The sequence below is a fragment of the Citrobacter sp. Cb080 genome (genome assembly GCF_030334745.1).
Taxonomy (GTDB): domain Bacteria; phylum Pseudomonadota; class Gammaproteobacteria; order Enterobacterales; family Enterobacteriaceae; genus Citrobacter; species Citrobacter braakii.
On record NZ_JAOWDG010000078.1, the window covers coordinates 200,359 to 216,750 of the forward strand.

A 16,392-nucleotide genomic window follows, 5' to 3' on the forward strand; every position below is an offset into this window, starting at 1 on the left:
ATATTATCCTCTGGCTGCAGGCGTAATACGCCATGAGATCGGCGTGCAGGCCGGTATCGTTTCATGCGATGAGTTCAGCGATTTTTCCGCCAGCGTAACTTCGCACACTGTCGCATCAGCGACCGGCGTTGAGCTGATCTGCGGCTGCGAGCCGGGGTTCCAGCCGCGTAAAATCAGCGCATCTTCACGTTGCGCTTTTTTCAAGGTGCTGAAATGGAGTGGTGTCTCCCAGTGCAGCAGGCTGTAGGCTGTCGGGAATGTCAGCGCGTGTGGATTAGTTTTAAAACGCGCCCAGCCGGAATCCAGCCAGCCAACTGGCGGTGTGCGCCAGGCTTCGACTTCACGCCAGAAGTTCGGGCTTTCACCATCGCACAACGGGATGAGCGCGAAGCGGGCGCTAAATTCGCCTGGGATCTGTGAGTCTGGGGAAGGCAACGCCATACCGGATGCGCGTCCCGGACGCCACGGCATACCGGCACGTCCCAGCCAACCCACGCTACGTAGTAGCGTAATGGCGATAACCGATGGGCGTTCTGCGGGAATTTCATATTCTCGCAGCCCATCCGTCACCACACTGATGCCCTGCTTGCCATCATGCATCATTACCAGACTTTGCATTGGCCACAGCGATGCCGGGGCTTCACCCCAATTTTCCTGCTGCCAGACATCCAGCGTGGCCGGTCGGTTGGCGCGACGAATCAGACCAAACGGTTGATCGGCAAAATGGACATCGGTAAAGACATCAGCAGGAATTTCCACCTGTAAACGATGATCGTACAAGGTGTTGTTGACGCTAACCTGGAGGTCCAGCGTCGGGCGCTGGTGATCCAGCATGACCACCATGCTGACATCCAGTCGTGCATTACAACGGTGCTCCTGCCTGTCGGCCAGCGTGTGCGGTGCTGCGATAGACCAGCTTAGCGACAACGTGTCCACCAGCGGGCCGCGCTGCCAGTCGGCGTGAAGCAGCGCCCCTGCGCCGGTAACGCGCCAGTCATCCTCTGGTGGAGAATAGTTATAGGTGTCACCGGCATCGCCGCCGTCCACCAGTTGAATAAGGTTCTCCCAGCGCTTACCGCTGCGCTTATCGACCAGAACAACCTGTTCGCCTTCCAGCGTCAGGCGTAACCACGAGTTCTCCAGCGCCTCTTCTGTCGAGGACGGCACAGCAAATCCGGGGGCGCACTCATCTTGCAGATACAGGGTGGTATAGCCGCAGGCGGGGAGCGATGCGACCTCCAGTAAAATATCGCACCGCCGATAGAAGACGGGATCGGGGCTATTGGACAGTTCCTGAACAATGACGGACATATCTTGCGATGTCTCACGCATAATCTGCCAGCGACAGGGTTGTCCCTGCTCGTCAACAATGCGGAACGCCTCACCGGGTAGGTAGAGCGTCAGCGCCACCAGGCCATCGCGCACCGACGGCAGCGCGTTAAAGACGATGATTTTTTTACCCTGTTGCTGCGCCGTAATGCCGTTTGCCAACATCTGCATATTCAGCTCGTACAGGCGCTCGGCTTTTTCCTGACCCGAGAGCAAACGCGCCTTAACCATTGCATTCACGCGATCGGCGTTACACCCACCGATACTATCGTGAGCGTGGGATTTCATCGCCTCGCGCCATATTGTCTCAATGGCACGCTGCGGATAGGGCAACCCCAGCGTCCAGGCCATACTCAGCAACGGTTCTAGCTGACGGCTGACGAAGTTCTCCAGCCGGACGTTGGCCTGTTTAATATCCATGCGGGTAGAAAAAATACCGCGATGGATACGCATATATTTCGGGCTTAGCAGTTCGCCCTCAAAGATCGCCAGCGGCGTATCCGCCAGCGCGGCAAAGTAACGGCTAAAGTCGCTGCGAATAAAGCGGTACGCCGTTTGTTCCTGGTTCAGCGTGTCGAGCATTGCCGGAACGCCGTACTCAAACGGTGACTGATCGTTACCGTTCGGCAGTAGTAGCTGCGTACTGCGGCTAAATGCCGCCTGCTTTTCCATAACCGCAGAGAGGCGCGGCCAGGCCTGGTTGGCATCCGTCGGCAACCACTTAGCACACCCATAACCCTGCGGTAATACTGCCGTCGTCACAACGCTGCCCCCCTGGCTTCGCCAGCGGAACTCGGTAAACGGCGTGTCGTACTCGCTCCAGCCGCGCCAGATAATCGCGTGGTCGATGGCAAACTGATTAAGGAACATGGGCAACTGTGCGCTCTGGCCAAACGAGTCCGGCACATAACCGACCGCCATTCTCGGCCCCATCTCGTCACAGTCAGCCTGCCCCAGCAGCAGATTGCGGGTGATGGACTCAGCGCCAACCACCAAAAAATCGGTCTGTGTATACCAGGGACCGATTAACAAACGTCCGGCTTTCACCAGCGCCTGCACGCGTTCGCGGTTTTCTGGTGCCAGTTGGAAATAATCCTCCAGCACCACCGTTTGGCCATCAAGCATAAATGGACCTAATGATTCATCCGCTTCAAGATGTTGGATAAGATCTGCCATAAAATAATAAAGCAGAGCCTGGCAATCATTCTCCGTAAAATACCATTCACGATCCCAGTGCGTATGCTGAATTAAATGAACCGTTTTCATTTCGTTTATTCCTGTTTTAAGGCGTAGGTAACCCGCACGGATATTTACCCGCGCTAAACATAGGGAAATATTAATTCAGTAGTACGTCTAACGGCTGGCTTTAAATTTCGGCGCCACCGTCTCTTTTCTCACCTCAGGCGTGGCTGTCGGGCCACGGAATATCAACAGTGAGCCGCAGGCGATAATCGCCGAGCCGCAGACAATTGAGAGCACATAAATCGGCCATTTTTCTACCGCCAGCCAGCCGTAAAAACCGGAGATCGGCGCATGGTTTACCGCCCCTAATCCTACCGCCATCGCCGCCCCCACCGCCGAGCCAATCACGTTGACGACAATAATTCTTGGATTTGACAGCGCAAACGGAATGGCGCCTTCAGAAACACCAATCAGCCCCATCAACGTAGAGGCTTTACCCGCCTCACGCAGGGATTCCGGGAAGCGTGACGACCACAGCAGCGTAGCGACACCCAGACCAATTGGCGGCACGATAATCGCCACCTGCGCGGCGGTGTTTGGGTCATAAATACCGGAGGCCAGTAACGCCATTGCCGTCGTCACCGCCGCCTTGTTAATCGGGCCGCCGAGATCAAACCCAACCATGCCGCCAATGACCGCCGCCAGCAGCACTTTGTTCGTGCCGGACATGGATAACAGCCAGCTTTCCATGCCGTGATTCAACGCCGCCAGCGGCGTACCGATAATAAATGCCATCACCACGCAGGTCAGCAGCGTACCGCCGACTGGCAGAATGAAAATAGGCACAGCAGAGGAGAGCGCCTTCGGCAATTTGATGTAGCGGTTCAGGGCGCGAACGATATAGCCCGCGACAAAACCGGCCGCCAGCGCGCCGAGAAAACCCGTTCCCAGGTTACTCGCCAGCAGTCCGCCAATCATCCCCGGCGCAAGACCCGGTTTGTTCGCCAGCGCAAAGCTGATATAGCCGGCCACCACCGGCAACATCAGGGACAGCGCCAGCCCGCCGAAACCATCAAATTTGTGCAGCAACTGCACCACCATGCCGGCCTGCTCGTAGCTGGCATCCCAGATGTTATCAATACCGTAGAGAGAAGCGCCGATACGGGCGATCCCCATTAGCACCGCTCCAGCAATGACAAACGGCAGCATCCATGAAACGCCGGTCATAATGGCGTTCTTGACCTCTATCCCGGTAGACGGTTTGTCTCCCCCCTGAAACTTAGCCATTTGCAACCTCCTGCTCTACTGCTTCAAACACCGCATCGCCAAATTTGATGGGATCAGAGACGCTGCATTCGAGCTTCACCATGCCATCAAAACGCTCTTTCCCGCTAATCGCAACGTCGGCAGCAATGATGACCGCGTCAGCGCGCGCCAGATCCTCTGGCATAATTTCATTCTCAGCGCCAATGCTCCCCTGCGTTTCCACTTTGACTTCATGCCCACGGTTTTTCCCCGTGATTTCAAGCGATTCCGCAGCCATGTAGGTATGAGCAACGCCGGTCGGACAAGCTGCAACACAAACAATGTACATAATGATTCCTCGTAGATTCAGGCAATAAAAAAAGCACAATGGCGAAAGTGCGCATTGTGCTTTGTGTAGGACTAACAAATTGATAAACCTGGCTTTCACCGTCAGCGCCGCTGGCATGGCGGCAAACTAACAGTTGGTGCAGGCTGGAGATACGGAAACTGAAGGCCAGCTCATCACGTTTGCGACGGCACAGCAGCGCCTGCGGGAAATGCAGGCCAAAACGAGCAGGACGATGACAGCGTTGACGTACGCTCGCGCCGATAGCTTCGCTGGCGCAGTCCCACAGGCTGGACCATTCGCGCGCCATTTGCGTATCCATACACTCCTGCTCGGCGATATCATTTTCAGCCAGATCGTTAACGGAATTAAACCAGCAAAAATAATCAAGCATACGTTTAATTTTGCGATCGCAAGATAGCAAAATTAAAAGCAGACTTTTGATGATTATAGAGTTGGTCAACACAAACGTTACTCCGATAAATAAGTTTGCTGAGAATAAAACAAAAATAAAAGAGCAACTGTGATTTATTGCACAGAGCATTCACTAATTATGTCTGATTTAGTCTGAATATGTATCAAAACGCCACTGCAATATATTAACCACATTTATATATTATGGTGTCACCCGACTACGATGGCGCCATTGCCCTGGCGTCATCCCGACTTCGCGGTTAAATACCACCGAAAAATAGTTACTGTCTTCAAAACCGCACTGCATAGCAACTTCACCAATCAGCTTTTCAGTATGCGATAACAGGTACTGAGCATGGCAAATGCGCAGTTGCCGCAGGTAATGGTTGATAGTCATCCCGGTCTGGCTACGGAACTGCTGGCGCAAAACGCGTTCGCTGCACCGTTCACGCTCGCAAAACGTATCCAGTTCGAACGCATGCTCATGGCTACCGGCTAACGCGGTGATCAGTTTATCCAGCAGCGTTTCACTTGACGTCGCCGGGAGCGTATCCGTGGCATAACGATGACGTTTAAGGTGAGTTACCAGTTGACCAAACAGCAGCTCAGCCATGGTAAAGGCCTGCGCATCGCGCTGATTACTTTCATGCTCAAGCTGGCTTATCACCTGTCTGGCCTGGGTCATGCCAACGCTGCCAAGTCGCCAGTGCGGCTGCCTTGGCGTACCGTCAAATCCGGGGATCGCCCCTTGCCAGTCAACATTCAGCGTTAACCGCTCCGGGCAGTAGATGATATTTTGCAACACAAGGTCGTTAACGGAGGTGTAGGAGTGTTTATCTTCGGCGCGAATGTAAAACAGATCGCCACGGGTTATCCGGTACGGACGATCGTTAAGGACATGCAGACCATTGCCGCGCCAGACCAGAACCAGCTCGCAAAACTCGTGGGTATGCTCAGCAAAGACATCCTGCGGATAACGATCGGCCACGGCGACAGCCTGCTGCTCATGCGCAAAAAAGTCTGATTTCGAAAGAACCAGATGATTCGCCATCACATCACCTCAACCTGTACGCTTGCCGGATAAGCGCAGCGCATCCGGCATGAAAGGGTATGATTATCAGCAAACGGACGGTAAAAAACGTTGATAGCTTTCGCGTTACTGAAGGCTGCTTCCCGCTATAAGGTCACGCCCCTGACGAATATCGCGTGGCGACCACTCGAACTCACGGCGAAAAAGCGTCGAAAAGTGGTTACTGTCACCGAAACCGCAGAGATAAGCGATATCAGTCACGCTGTCATCACTGTGGCGGAGAAGATGTCGGGCTTTAATCAGTCGCAGACGGTTAAGGTAGCGCTGCGGCGTCAATCCTGTTTGCTGTTTAAGCTGGCGATGCAGAGTGCGTAAAGAGAGCGAAAACTTCTCGGCCAGCGCCTCCCAACACACCTCTTCGGCAAAGTTATCCTCCAGCCATGCCATCAAAAGGTTAAGCCGCGCATCGTTATCGGTCGCCGCTTCCATCAGGCTGCTTTTACGTAGCAGTACCAGCAACTGCATAAACAAGATCTCGCGATTTGCCGCCGTGGGCGTATCCATCTCCTCGCCGAGCGTCTCCATCTGCCCCACCAGGTGACGAACCTGCTGCAGTACGCCCTGGTTTACGCGCCAGTGGGAGGGATACTGCCCATTTTGTTCCTGAGGCAAAAGCTGATTCAGCCCGGCCAGAAATTGAAACGCATCCGGAGAGCGATACAAAACATTGGTCAGACACAGATTGTCAGTATGTTCATATAAATGCCTGTCATGATCGCGGACGAAACACACCGTACCGCCGCTGATGGTGTAAGGCTGTCCGTTGAACACATGGATCCCCGTTCCATGTTCGACCACCACAATTTCATGAAAATCATGATGATGTTCAGGAAACGCGGGCTGAGGAAGCCGCGGTTCAATAGCCACAGGCGCTTTACCTGTCGGAAAAAAATCCACGCAATGCAGTACGGTCATGACGGCTCCCCCTGATTAACGAATATGGCTGAATAGTAATTAAGGGTTCCTACCCTCACCTTAATTTTTTGACGCCAAAGTGCGTAAACACGGTTAATTCTTCAAGAAATGGCGGGAAAGATCGGGAAATGCGGAAGGCGTCACATCCGCCAAAATCCGCGCTATTAGTGGAAACTGTGAACAACATCACGTTCACCTTTGCCATGTTGCCAGCCGCTAATTGGGGCTGTCACTGTCAAGAAGGTACGCTTTATTCGGGGTTCTTAGACTGAGTGCAATAAAACTCAGAAGGACCTCGCCATGACTTTTCGCCATTGTGTCGCTGTCGATCTCGGCGCATCCAGTGGGCGCGTAATGCTCGCACGTTACGACAGTAAACACCGCACCCTGACGCTGCGTGAAATCCACCGCTTCGTTAACTGTCTGCAAAAAACGGACGGTTTTGACACCTGGGACATCGACAGCCTGGAAAACGACATTCGCCTTGGCCTGAAAAAAGTCTGTGATGAAGGCATTCGGATAGACAGCATTGGCATTGATACCTGGGGCGTGGATTACGTATTGATCGATAACGCCGGCCAACGTGTTGGTCTGCCGGTCTCTTACCGTGACAGCCGCACGACCGGCATTATGTCACAGGCGATGGCGCAGCCAGGTAAAGGTGAAATCTACCGCCGTAGCGGCATTCAGTTTCTGCCGTTTAACACCTTGTATCAGCTACGTGCGCTGGTTGAACAGCAGCCAGAACTGCTTGCGCAGGTGGCACATGCCCTGCTGATCCCCGACTACTTCAGCTTTCGCCTGACCGGCAAATTGAACTGGGAATACACCAACGCCACCACCACCCAGTTAGTCAATATCAACACCGACGACTGGGATGACACGCTGCTGGCGTGGACCGGGGCAGACAAAGCCTGGTTTGGTCGCCCGACGCATCCGGGGAACGTCATTGGTCACTGGATTTGCCCGCAGAAAAACCAAATTCCGGTTGTGGCCGTCGCCAGTCACGACACCGCCAGCGCGGTCATCGCTTCACCGCTGGCCGATAAAAATAGTGCGTATCTCTCTTCCGGTACCTGGTCGCTGATGGGCTTTGAGAGCAGAACGCCGTATACCAACGATGCGGCGCTGGCGGCGAACATCACCAACGAAGGGGGCGCGGAAGGGCGCTACCGCGTACTGAAAAACATCATGGGACTGTGGCTGCTCCAGCGCGTTTTAAAAGAGCGCCAGATTACCGACCTGCCAACGCTTATTGCCCAAACGCAAGCGCTGCCGGCCTGCCAATTCCTGATAAACCCGAACGACGATCGCTTTATCAACCCCGACGATATGAGCGCGGAAATTCAGGCGGCCTGCCGTGAATCGGGTCAACCCGTTCCCCAGCAAAACGCCGAACTGGCGCGCTGTATCTTCGACAGCCTGGCATTGCTATACGCTGACATTCTGCAAGAGCTGGCACAACTGCGTGGTGCAGCATTTAGCCAACTGCACATCGTTGGCGGCGGCTGCCAGAACGCCCTACTGAACCAGCTATGCGCGGATGCCTGCGGTATTCGCGTGATGTCCGGGCCGATTGAGGCCTCCACGCTCGGCAATATTGGCATCCAGTTGATGACGCTGGACGAGCTTAACAACATCGATGATTTCCGTCAGGTGGTGCGTGCCAACTACGACCTGACCACCTTCATTCCAAATCCTGAAAGTGAAATTGCCCGCTACCAGGCGCAGTTTCCATCACTACGACAGACAAAGGAGCTTTGCGCATGACCACTCAACTTGAACAAGCCTGGGAACTGGCAAAACTGCGTTTCGCCGCGGTAGGCATTGATGTCGAGGCGGCCTTACGCCAGCTCGATCGTCTGCCGGTCTCCATGCACTGCTGGCAGGGCGATGATGTCGCCGGTTTCGAGAATCCGGAAGGCTCGCTCACAGGCGGTATTCAGGCCACCGGCAACTATCCGGGCAAAGCGCGTAACGCCACCGAACTGCGCGCCGATCTGGAGCAGGCGCTGAGCCTGATCCCAGGTCCAAAACGTCTGAATTTGCACGCGATCTATCTGGAATCTGAGACGCCGGTTGCCCGCGACCAAATCAAACCTGAACACTTTAAAAACTGGGTCGAGTGGGCGAAAGCAAACCAGTTAGGGCTGGATTTCAACCCCTCCTGCTTCTCTCACCCGCTGAGCGCCGACGGCTTCACGCTGGCCCACGCCGATGACACTATTCGCCAGTTTTGGATTGACCACTGTAAAGCCAGCCGTCGCGTCTCTGCGTATTTTGGCGAGCAGTTGGGTACGCCGTCGGTAATGAATATCTGGATCCCGGATGGCATGAAAGACATTACCGTTGACCGGTTAGCGCCGCGCCAACGTCTGCTTGAAGCACTGGATGAAGTGATCAGCGAAAAACTCGACCCGGCGCACCATATCGACGCCGTCGAGAGCAAGCTGTTTGGCATCGGCGCCGAAAGCTACACCGTGGGCTCCAACGAGTTCTATATGGGTTACGCCACCAGCCGTCAGACCGCGCTGTGCCTGGATGCGGGTCACTTCCATCCGACTGAAGTGATTTCCGACAAAATCTCCGCCGCCATGCTGTACGTACCGCGTCTGCTGCTGCACGTCAGCCGTCCGGTGCGCTGGGACAGCGATCACGTGGTGCTGCTGGATGATGAAACGCAGGCGATTGCCAGCGAGATCGTCCGCCACAACCTGTTTGACCGCGTACACATCGGCCTCGACTTCTTCGACGCCTCTATTAACCGCATCGCCGCGTGGGTTATCGGCACTCGCAATATGAAAAAAGCCCTGCTGCGCGCGCTGTTAGAACCGACCGAGCAACTGCGTCAGCTTGAAGCCAGCGGCGACTACACCGCACGTCTGGCCCTGCTGGAAGAGCAAAAATCGCTGCCGTGGCAGGCCGTCTGGGAGATGTATTGCCAGCGTCACGACACGCCAGCAGGAAGCCAGTGGCTGGACAGCGTGCGCGCCTATGAGAAAGAGATTTTGAGCAAACGTAGCTAACCGTGACACCAGGCTTACAGGCCGGATAAGACGCCCACGTCGCTATCCGGCAATGAATGAAACACGAAGCCGGATGGATCTTCACTTATCCGGCTTACGTAAGACCCGATAACGATCGGGCAATCAACAGGATCACCGAATATGCAAAACATGACTAATTCCTGGTTCGTCCAGGGGATGATCAAAGCCACTTCCGACGCGTGGCTGAAAGGCTGGGACGAACGTAACGGCGGCAATCTGACGCTGCGTCTGGATGAGGCTGATATTGCGCCATTTAGCGCCGATTTCCACGAAAAACCGCGCTATATCGCGCTAAGTCAGCCAATGCCTTTGCTGGCTAACACGCCGTTTATCGTCACCGGTTCCGGTAAATTTTTCCGTAACGTTCAGCTCGATCCCGCGGCAAATTTGGGCGTGGTGAAAGTAGACAGCGACGGCGCGGGCTACCACATCCTCTGGGGCCTGACCCACGAAGCGGTGCCAACCTCTGAGTTGCCGGCTCACTTCCTCTCCCATTGCGAGCGTATTAAAGCGACGAACGGCAAAGACCGCGTGATCATGCACTGCCATGCTACCAACCTGATCGCCCTGACCTACGTGCTGGAAAACAACACCCCGCTGATTACCCGCAAACTGTGGGAAGGCAGCACCGAGTGTCTGGTGGTGTTCCCGGATGGCGTCGGCATTCTGCCGTGGATGGTGCCGGGTACGGATGAAATCGGTCAGGCAACCGCCGAGGAAATGCAGAAACACTCGCTGGTACTGTGGCCGTTCCACGGCGTGTTCGGCAGCGGTCCCTCCCTCGACGAAGCATTTGGCTTGATAGATACCGCAGAAAAATCCGCCGAAGTTTTAGTCAAAATCTATTCGATGGGCGGTATGAAGCAGACCATCACACGTGAAGAGCTGGTAGCACTGGCTAAACGCTTTGGCGTGACCCCGCTGGCCAGCGCCGTAGAGCTGTACTGATACCTGCCAACTCAACGCCGGATGCGGCTTCGCTTTATCCGGCCTACATGACGATGCACGTTTCACCGTCGGCCCGATAAGCGTAATGCCACCGGGCACCAGGGATTTTTTTTAAGGAGAATAGTGATGAGCTTTATGTTGGCACTGCCAAAAATTAGCCTGCATGGCGCCGGCGCGATTGCCGATATGGTGAATCTCGTGGCGAATAAACAATGGGGCAAAGCGCTGATCGTCACCGATGGTCAGCTGGTGAAGCTGGGCCTGCTGGATAGCCTGTTTGCCGCACTGGATGAACATCAAATGTCTTACCACCTGTTTGATGAGGTGTTCCCGAATCCGACAGAAGAGCTGGTACAGAAAGGTTTTACGGCATATCAGGGGGCAGAATGTGACTACATTATCGCCTTCGGCGGCGGCAGCCCGATCGATACCGCCAAAGCGGTGAAGATCCTGACCGCCAACCCTGGCCCTTCTACCGCTTACTCCGGCGTAGGCAAAGTGAAAAATGCGGGCGTGCCGCTGGTTGCCATCAATACCACTGCTGGTACAGCAGCAGAGATGACCAGCAACGCGGTCATTATCGACTCTGTCCGTAAGGTCAAAGAGGTGATCATCGACCCGAACATCATCCCGGATATCGCCGTGGATGACGCCAGCGTGATGCTGGAAATCCCAGCCTCCGTTACCGCCGCAACCGGCATGGACGCCCTGACTCACGCGGTGGAAGCCTATGTTTCCGTTGGTGCGCATCCGCTCACCGACGCCAACGCGCTGGAAGCAATTCGCCTGATCAACCTGTGGCTGCCGAAAGCGGTCGACGATGGTCATAACCTCGAAGCCCGCGAACAAATGGCGTTTGGTCAGTATCTGGCGGGTATGGCATTCAACAGCGCAGGTCTGGGTCTGGTGCATGCGCTGGCACACCAGCCAGGCGCGACCCATAATCTGCCGCACGGCGTCTGCAACGCCATCCTGCTGCCGATCATCGAAAACTTTAACCGCCCGAACGCCGTGGCGCGTTTTGCCCGAGTGGCGCAGGCGATGGGAGTGGACACCCGCGGGATGAGCGACGAAGCGGCAAGCATGGAGGCCATCACCGCGATTCGTGCCCTGAGCAAGCGTGTAGGTATCCCGGCTGGTTTTAGTTCCCTTGGCGTGACGAAAGAGGATATTGAAGGCTGGCTGGATAAAGCGTTGGCCGATCCATGCGCGCCGTGTAACCCGCGCACTGCCAGCCGCGATGAGGTCCGCGAGCTGTATCTGGAGGCGTTATGATCCGCAAGGCCTTTGTGATGCAGGTGAATGCCGACGCGCACGTTGAGTATCAACGTCGGCACAATCCCATCTGGCCAGAACTGGAAGCGGTGCTGAAAGAGCACGGTGCCCATCACTACGCGATTTATCTCGACCAGGAACGCAACCTGCTGTTCGCCACCGTCGAGATTGAGTCAGAAGAGCGCTGGAACGCCGTTGCCAGCACCGATGTTTGCCAGCGTTGGTGGAAGCATATGCGTGATGTAATGCCGGCAAATCCGGACAACAGCCCGGTCAGCGCTGAGCTAAAAGAAGTGTTTTATCTGCCTTAACCGCTCTGTTTCCTCCCCTGACGGGGGAGGAAACCTTTTTCTCCCGTCAGCAGCATTGCGTTCGTTTTGTCATCCACGCCATTTCCCCACGACCCGGCACCTGCTCAGGCTTGCCAATGCTGAAAGTCTCCGGCGTCACCAAACTGGAAGATGGGACGGCATTTAACTACTCGTGTAGCTACAACCGCGCCGACAAGTTCAAAATCAAAAATAACTGGGTGGGAAAATAAAAGCCTGATGACCAGGCTCTAAGAAAAAGCGCCTGAATCCAGGCGCCTGAGAACAGAAAATCAGAAGAAGTATTTGAAGCGGAGACGCGCGCCGTAACGGTCGTCGTCGTCGGTATAATTCTCCGGATTGCTGTTATCGCTGTTAATCATCGAATAATAAGCGCCGAGATAAATATTAAAGTTCTGCATATCCATCACGTTCGGAATTAAATAAGACGCGTGAATGGTATGAATATCGTAAGTGCCCTCATTGTAGAACCAGTCATTATCATCGTGATCGATCAGACCGTTAAATTCGTCGATCTTGTTATGAGCATAGATATAGCCCAGTTCAAAGCGCTTCCACAGAGCGTTGACCGCCGCCGTAAAATCTTTTTCGTTATCCGCATCGAGATAAGCGGTGTTCAGGTTAAACACCAGGCCATTTTCCGGATCGGCTTTCAGACCGTTCCAGGTCATCGTCATACCGTAACCGGTACGATCGGACTGATCGACAAAGTTGCCCTGAGCATCGGTATATCCATAGGCGTTATTGATAACGTTCGATTCCATGGCCGCAGAAATCGTCAGCGCATCCACCGGTGTCCAGGCGACGACCGGGCGCAGATAAGCCACGTTTTTCTCCTGCGACATTTCACGACCATGATAGCGGCTATCCTGATAAAGCGAGGTACCATCTTCCAGCAGGGTATTTAACTCGAAATACCAGTTATCGAGCTGTTTGCTCATCAGGAAGCTGCCGCCGGAATCTGAACGGCCACGACCTTCTTTCATCATGTAGATGTAGCCGCTACCGTCATCATACAAATCGTTGGCGGTATGCCCTGAATGCTCAACAAAGGTATCCTGATTCAGCGGGAACATATCGTAAGCTTCGAAACGACCGACTTTTACTTTCCAGTCATTTTCCTGACCGAAGAAGAAAGCGGCGTCATCAAGATTGACCGAACCCGTCATGTCAGCCAGCGGTTGCGCTGAGAAACCGGCGAAATAGCCGTTATCCAGCTTACGCATACCGTCAAAGCCCAGCAGGATGCGTCCGTTCAGATCCCAGCGTTCATTAGTTGGGTCGCCCACATTCGAATTGGTTGCCGCCAGCACGCCTTTGTTGCTTTCCGCATCCATGTTGAATTCCACGTCGCCGTAGATTTTCAGATCGCCATAGCCGGAGAGCACCAGGTTAGGGGTGGTGGCGTTCTTTTTGGTCTCTTGCGCGGGCGTAGTGCCGTTGACTGGCGTATTTCCCTGAGCAACTTTAATTTCCTGGATCTCCGCAGCCTGCTGTACCTGCAATTGCTGCACCTGATTTTCCGCTTTTGCCGCGCGGTTTTCCGCAGCTTCCAGCCGAGCCTCCAGCTGTTCGAGCCGCTGTTCCAGAGTCATTTTTTGCGTTTTAGCAAAGCCATTATTTGCCACTAATAATAGACCTATTGCTAAAGCTAATGTCGATTTCTTCATTATTTGCTTTCCTTGAAATAAAGATCGTCCAACGTCTTCCGACCGGAAGACGCGCAACATGCAAATCCAAAAAATATTTTTATAGGTAATACGATACCGATGACTGAAATAAAATCAGAACATTAAAACGTGGCACCAGTGCAGGCTAATATTTATTATCATACTGATTTTTTTATGTGTAACGTAGATATAATTAAGAATGTGAGGGATATAACAATAGTGCTGAAATTAACGAAAAATAATAAAAACAATTTTATATGAATAACAATAAAATATAATTAAAAATAATAAAAGCGCGAACGATAATCGCCGCGCCTTTATTTAATAAGCGTTCAATTAACTCTGCTCAGAAACCAGAATCGCCTGAGTGTCAGGCTCCAGTGCTTTAAAGATATGCGCTTGATCGGCGGGGTAACAAATATAATCGCCCTCACCTAACTCCTCCGGCGCTTCCGTCAATCCCACCATCGCCTTACCCTGCGTTACGATAATATGTTCAACCGATCCCGGTGGATGCGGTTGTGAAATACGATCCGCGCCCGGCTGCGTCAGCAGCAGATAGATATCCCGCCGCGCACCCGGTGGGCAGGCGGCCAGTAAAATGGCCTGATAGTGGGCCTGCTCAGCCACGACTTTTGTCCCTTCGCCGCGGCGAATCACCTGCGTTTTTTGCTCCTGCGGTTCCAGCAGGCGCGCAAAGGGAATATCTAACGCCACACACAGCGACCAGAGCGTTTCCAGGCTAGGATTTCCATTGCCCGCTTCCAATTGCGAGAGTGTCGATTTTGCAATCCCCGCGCGACGGGCAATCTCCGCCAGCGACAAACCGGTGCGCTGACGTTCACGCACCAGACTTTTCGCGATCATACTGATGGGCTGGGTCATTCACGACTCCATGTTTTTTATATCGAACGAATTGTTCGACTTGTAAAGCCAATTGGTCGCGTTCATTATAATGGAAACTCGTTCGATATGGCTAAAACGGTATGAAACATTATTTTTCCAGTCTCAAAGGCGACACGATAAAAGCAATATTTTTAGTCTGTCTGGCCGTCGGTGTAGTCGGCATGTCATACGGCTCGCTGGCGATGGCCTACGGCTTCCCGCTGTGGGTACCGTTTGTACTCTCTATTACTGTGCTGGCGGGCGCGTCCGAGTTTATGTTTATCGGCATTATCGCCAGCGGTGGTAATCCACTGGCGGCTGCGGCTGCGGGTTTACTGGTTAACGCCCGACACGTGCCGTTCGGCGTCACCGTGCGCGATCTGGTAGGCACCCGGGCTGCCAGTTTCCTCGGCTGTCATATTATGAACGACGAAAGCGTAGTCTTTGGCCTGTCGCAAAAAACGCCTGAGCAACGTAAAGCCGCCTACTGGCTGTGCGGTCTGGGCGTCGCAATTTTCTGGCCTGTTGGCACCCTGATCGGCGCAGGCGTCGGCAAACTGCTCCCTGCCCCGGAAACCATCGGTCTGGATGCCGTCTTCCCTGCCATTCTGCTGGCTCTGGTCGTCCCGGCATTCAAAAACCGCACTACGCTGATTCGTGCCTGTAGCGGCGCCACGTTGTCGCTTGCCGCCATTCCCTTTGCGCCGGTCGGTTTACCGGTTTTGCTCTCACTCTTTGGCTTACTGACGAGGAAAAAATAATGGGCAACATGACGCTGTTTATCGTCGGTATCGCCATGTTATCTGTGGGAACGTATTTAATGCGTTTAGGGGGAGCCAAGCTTGGAAGCCGTTTAGCGTTCTCAGAACGCTCGCAGGCGCTGCTTTCCGACGCCGCAACGGTATTACTGTTCTCCGTTGCGCTGGCGACCACCTTTTACGAAGGCGAACACTTTGCCGGAATGGCGCGCGTACTCGGCGTGGCTTTTGCGGTATTTCTCGCCTGGCGTAAGATGCCGCTGATCGTGGTGATCGTTGCCGCTGCGGTGGTAACCGCGCTGTTACGAATGGTGGGTATACACTAAGAATATAATTACCCTGGCGAAATATTCATCAGGGTAATCACCTGTAGCGTTATGTGTTTTACCCCACAAAACCAGGCGCTAACTCTGCCTCAAATTGTCACTTCCCGCTGACATATTGCTGCTCATCTCTTCACCATCTCACCGTTAAAATCAAATCAAACAGTTTTTAACGGAGTCCCACCATGACAGCCCTTACAGCTAACTGCATTGACCTGAATATTCAGGGGAATAGCGTTTATGCCATCCTCAAGCAACTGGCGAATATGGCGCTTCAAAATGGCTACGTCTCTGACCGCAGCGCCTTCCTGCAAACGCTGCTGATACGCGAAAAGCTGCATTCCACCGGCTTTGGTTCGGGCATTGCCGTCCCACACGGTAAAAGCGTCTGTATCACACGCCCCTTCGTCTTGTTCGCGCGCAAATCAGAAAAAGTGGACTGGAAAGCCAGCGACGGCGAGGACGTTAACTGCTGGATCTGCCTCGGCGTGCCACAAACGGGCGAGGACGATCAGGTCAAAATTATCGGCACCCTGTGCCGCAAAATTATCCATCAAGATTTCATCAACCAACTGAAGCAAGGCGACACCGACCAGGTACTCGCCCTGCTCAATCAGACCTTAACCTCATAAGGAA

The 16,392-nt window shown here is 53.9% G+C and carries 16 protein-coding genes; 8 read left to right on the forward strand and 8 right to left on the reverse strand.

Annotated features, from left to right (window positions below):
• Window positions 1-3 precede the first annotated feature (3 nt).
• The 6 genes from OGV38_RS18135 to rhaS all read right to left on the reverse strand — a co-directional run bounded on the left by OGV38_RS18135 (window position 4) and on the right by rhaS (window position 6,521).
• Window positions 4-2,595: a glycoside hydrolase family 38 N-terminal domain-containing protein gene (locus OGV38_RS18135; protein WP_286474331.1), complete on the reverse strand. Its 2,592-nt coding sequence runs from the start codon at window positions 2,593-2,595 to the stop codon at window positions 4-6.
• 87 nt (window positions 2,596-2,682) lie between these two features.
• The gene (locus tag OGV38_RS18140) at window positions 2,683-3,798 is read right to left on the reverse strand and encodes a PTS fructose transporter subunit IIC (protein ID WP_047415600.1); all 1,116 of its coding nucleotides are present in this window, start codon (window positions 3,796-3,798) and stop codon (window positions 2,683-2,685) included.
• Window positions 3,791-4,105 carry a PTS fructose transporter subunit IIB gene (locus tag OGV38_RS18145; protein ID WP_047497535.1) on the reverse strand — a complete coding sequence of 105 codons (315 nt, stop codon included), beginning with the start codon at window positions 4,103-4,105 and terminating at the stop codon, window positions 3,791-3,793. Before OGV38_RS18145 ends, OGV38_RS18140 begins: the two co-directional genes overlap by 8 nt.
• Window positions 4,035-4,496 (reverse strand): hypothetical protein, encoded by a 462-nt coding sequence (locus tag OGV38_RS18150; protein ID WP_137367534.1) that lies wholly within the window; start codon window positions 4,494-4,496, stop codon window positions 4,035-4,037. Before OGV38_RS18150 ends, OGV38_RS18145 begins: the two co-directional genes overlap by 71 nt.
• Window positions 4,497-4,718: 222 nt before the next feature.
• Window positions 4,719-5,567, reverse strand: a complete 849-nt coding sequence (rhaR, locus tag OGV38_RS18155; protein ID WP_016157891.1) for an HTH-type transcriptional activator RhaR — start codon at window positions 5,565-5,567, stop codon at window positions 4,719-4,721.
• A 105-nt stretch (window positions 5,568-5,672) separates the two neighbouring features.
• The gene (gene rhaS / locus OGV38_RS18160) at window positions 5,673-6,521 is read right to left on the reverse strand and encodes an HTH-type transcriptional activator RhaS (RefSeq protein WP_016157890.1); all 849 of its coding nucleotides are present in this window, start codon (window positions 6,519-6,521) and stop codon (window positions 5,673-5,675) included.
• A 300-nt stretch (window positions 6,522-6,821) separates the two neighbouring features.
• On the opposite strand from rhaS, the gene rhaB reads away from it, so the two are divergent.
• The 5 genes from rhaB (at window position 6,822) to rhaM (ending at window position 12,102) form a co-directional block, all read left to right on the forward strand.
• Window positions 6,822-8,291, forward strand: coding sequence for a rhamnulokinase (rhaB, locus tag OGV38_RS18165; protein ID WP_269519799.1), 1,470 nt, complete (start codon window positions 6,822-6,824; stop codon window positions 8,289-8,291).
• Window positions 8,288-9,547 (forward strand): L-rhamnose isomerase, encoded by a 1,260-nt coding sequence (rhaA, locus tag OGV38_RS18170; RefSeq protein ID WP_016157888.1) that lies wholly within the window; start codon window positions 8,288-8,290, stop codon window positions 9,545-9,547. Before rhaB ends, rhaA begins: the two co-directional genes overlap by 4 nt.
• A gap of 141 nt (window positions 9,548-9,688) precedes the next feature.
• Window positions 9,689-10,516: a rhamnulose-1-phosphate aldolase gene (rhaD, locus tag OGV38_RS18175; RefSeq protein WP_016155197.1), complete on the forward strand. Its 828-nt coding sequence runs from the start codon at window positions 9,689-9,691 to the stop codon at window positions 10,514-10,516.
• 126 nt (window positions 10,517-10,642) lie between these two features.
• A complete protein-coding gene (gene fucO, locus OGV38_RS18180; protein ID WP_016157887.1) occupies window positions 10,643-11,791 on the forward strand; it encodes a lactaldehyde reductase in 1,149 nt (382 codons plus the stop codon).
• Window positions 11,788-12,102 carry an L-rhamnose mutarotase gene (gene rhaM, locus OGV38_RS18185; protein WP_016155195.1) on the forward strand — a complete coding sequence of 105 codons (315 nt, stop codon included), beginning with the start codon at window positions 11,788-11,790 and terminating at the stop codon, window positions 12,100-12,102. Before fucO ends, rhaM begins: the two co-directional genes overlap by 4 nt.
• Before the next feature lie 290 nt (window positions 12,103-12,392).
• On the opposite strand, the gene OGV38_RS18190 is transcribed toward rhaM, so the two are convergent.
• Window positions 12,393-13,790, reverse strand: a complete 1,398-nt coding sequence (locus OGV38_RS18190; RefSeq protein WP_029139696.1) for a carbohydrate porin — start codon at window positions 13,788-13,790, stop codon at window positions 12,393-12,395.
• A gap of 336 nt (window positions 13,791-14,126) precedes the next feature.
• Entirely contained in the window at window positions 14,127-14,675 is a 549-nt protein-coding gene (locus OGV38_RS18195) for a helix-turn-helix domain-containing protein (protein ID WP_016155192.1), read from the reverse strand.
• Between the two features lie 101 nt (window positions 14,676-14,776).
• On the opposite strand from OGV38_RS18195, the gene OGV38_RS18200 reads away from it, so the two are divergent.
• The 3 genes from OGV38_RS18200 (at window position 14,777) to OGV38_RS18210 (ending at window position 16,388) form a co-directional block, all read left to right on the forward strand.
• On the forward strand, window positions 14,777-15,436 hold the full coding sequence (locus OGV38_RS18200; protein ID WP_016155191.1) for an AzlC family ABC transporter permease: 660 nt from the start codon (window positions 14,777-14,779) through the stop codon (window positions 15,434-15,436).
• Window positions 15,436-15,759 (forward strand): AzlD domain-containing protein, encoded by a 324-nt coding sequence (locus OGV38_RS18205; protein ID WP_016157884.1) that lies wholly within the window; start codon window positions 15,436-15,438, stop codon window positions 15,757-15,759. The genes OGV38_RS18200 and OGV38_RS18205 overlap by 1 nt, the downstream gene beginning before the upstream one ends.
• Before the next feature lie 182 nt (window positions 15,760-15,941).
• The gene (locus OGV38_RS18210; RefSeq protein WP_016157883.1) at window positions 15,942-16,388 is read left to right on the forward strand and encodes a PTS fructose transporter subunit IIA; all 447 of its coding nucleotides are present in this window, start codon (window positions 15,942-15,944) and stop codon (window positions 16,386-16,388) included.
• Window positions 16,389-16,392 lie beyond the last annotated feature (4 nt).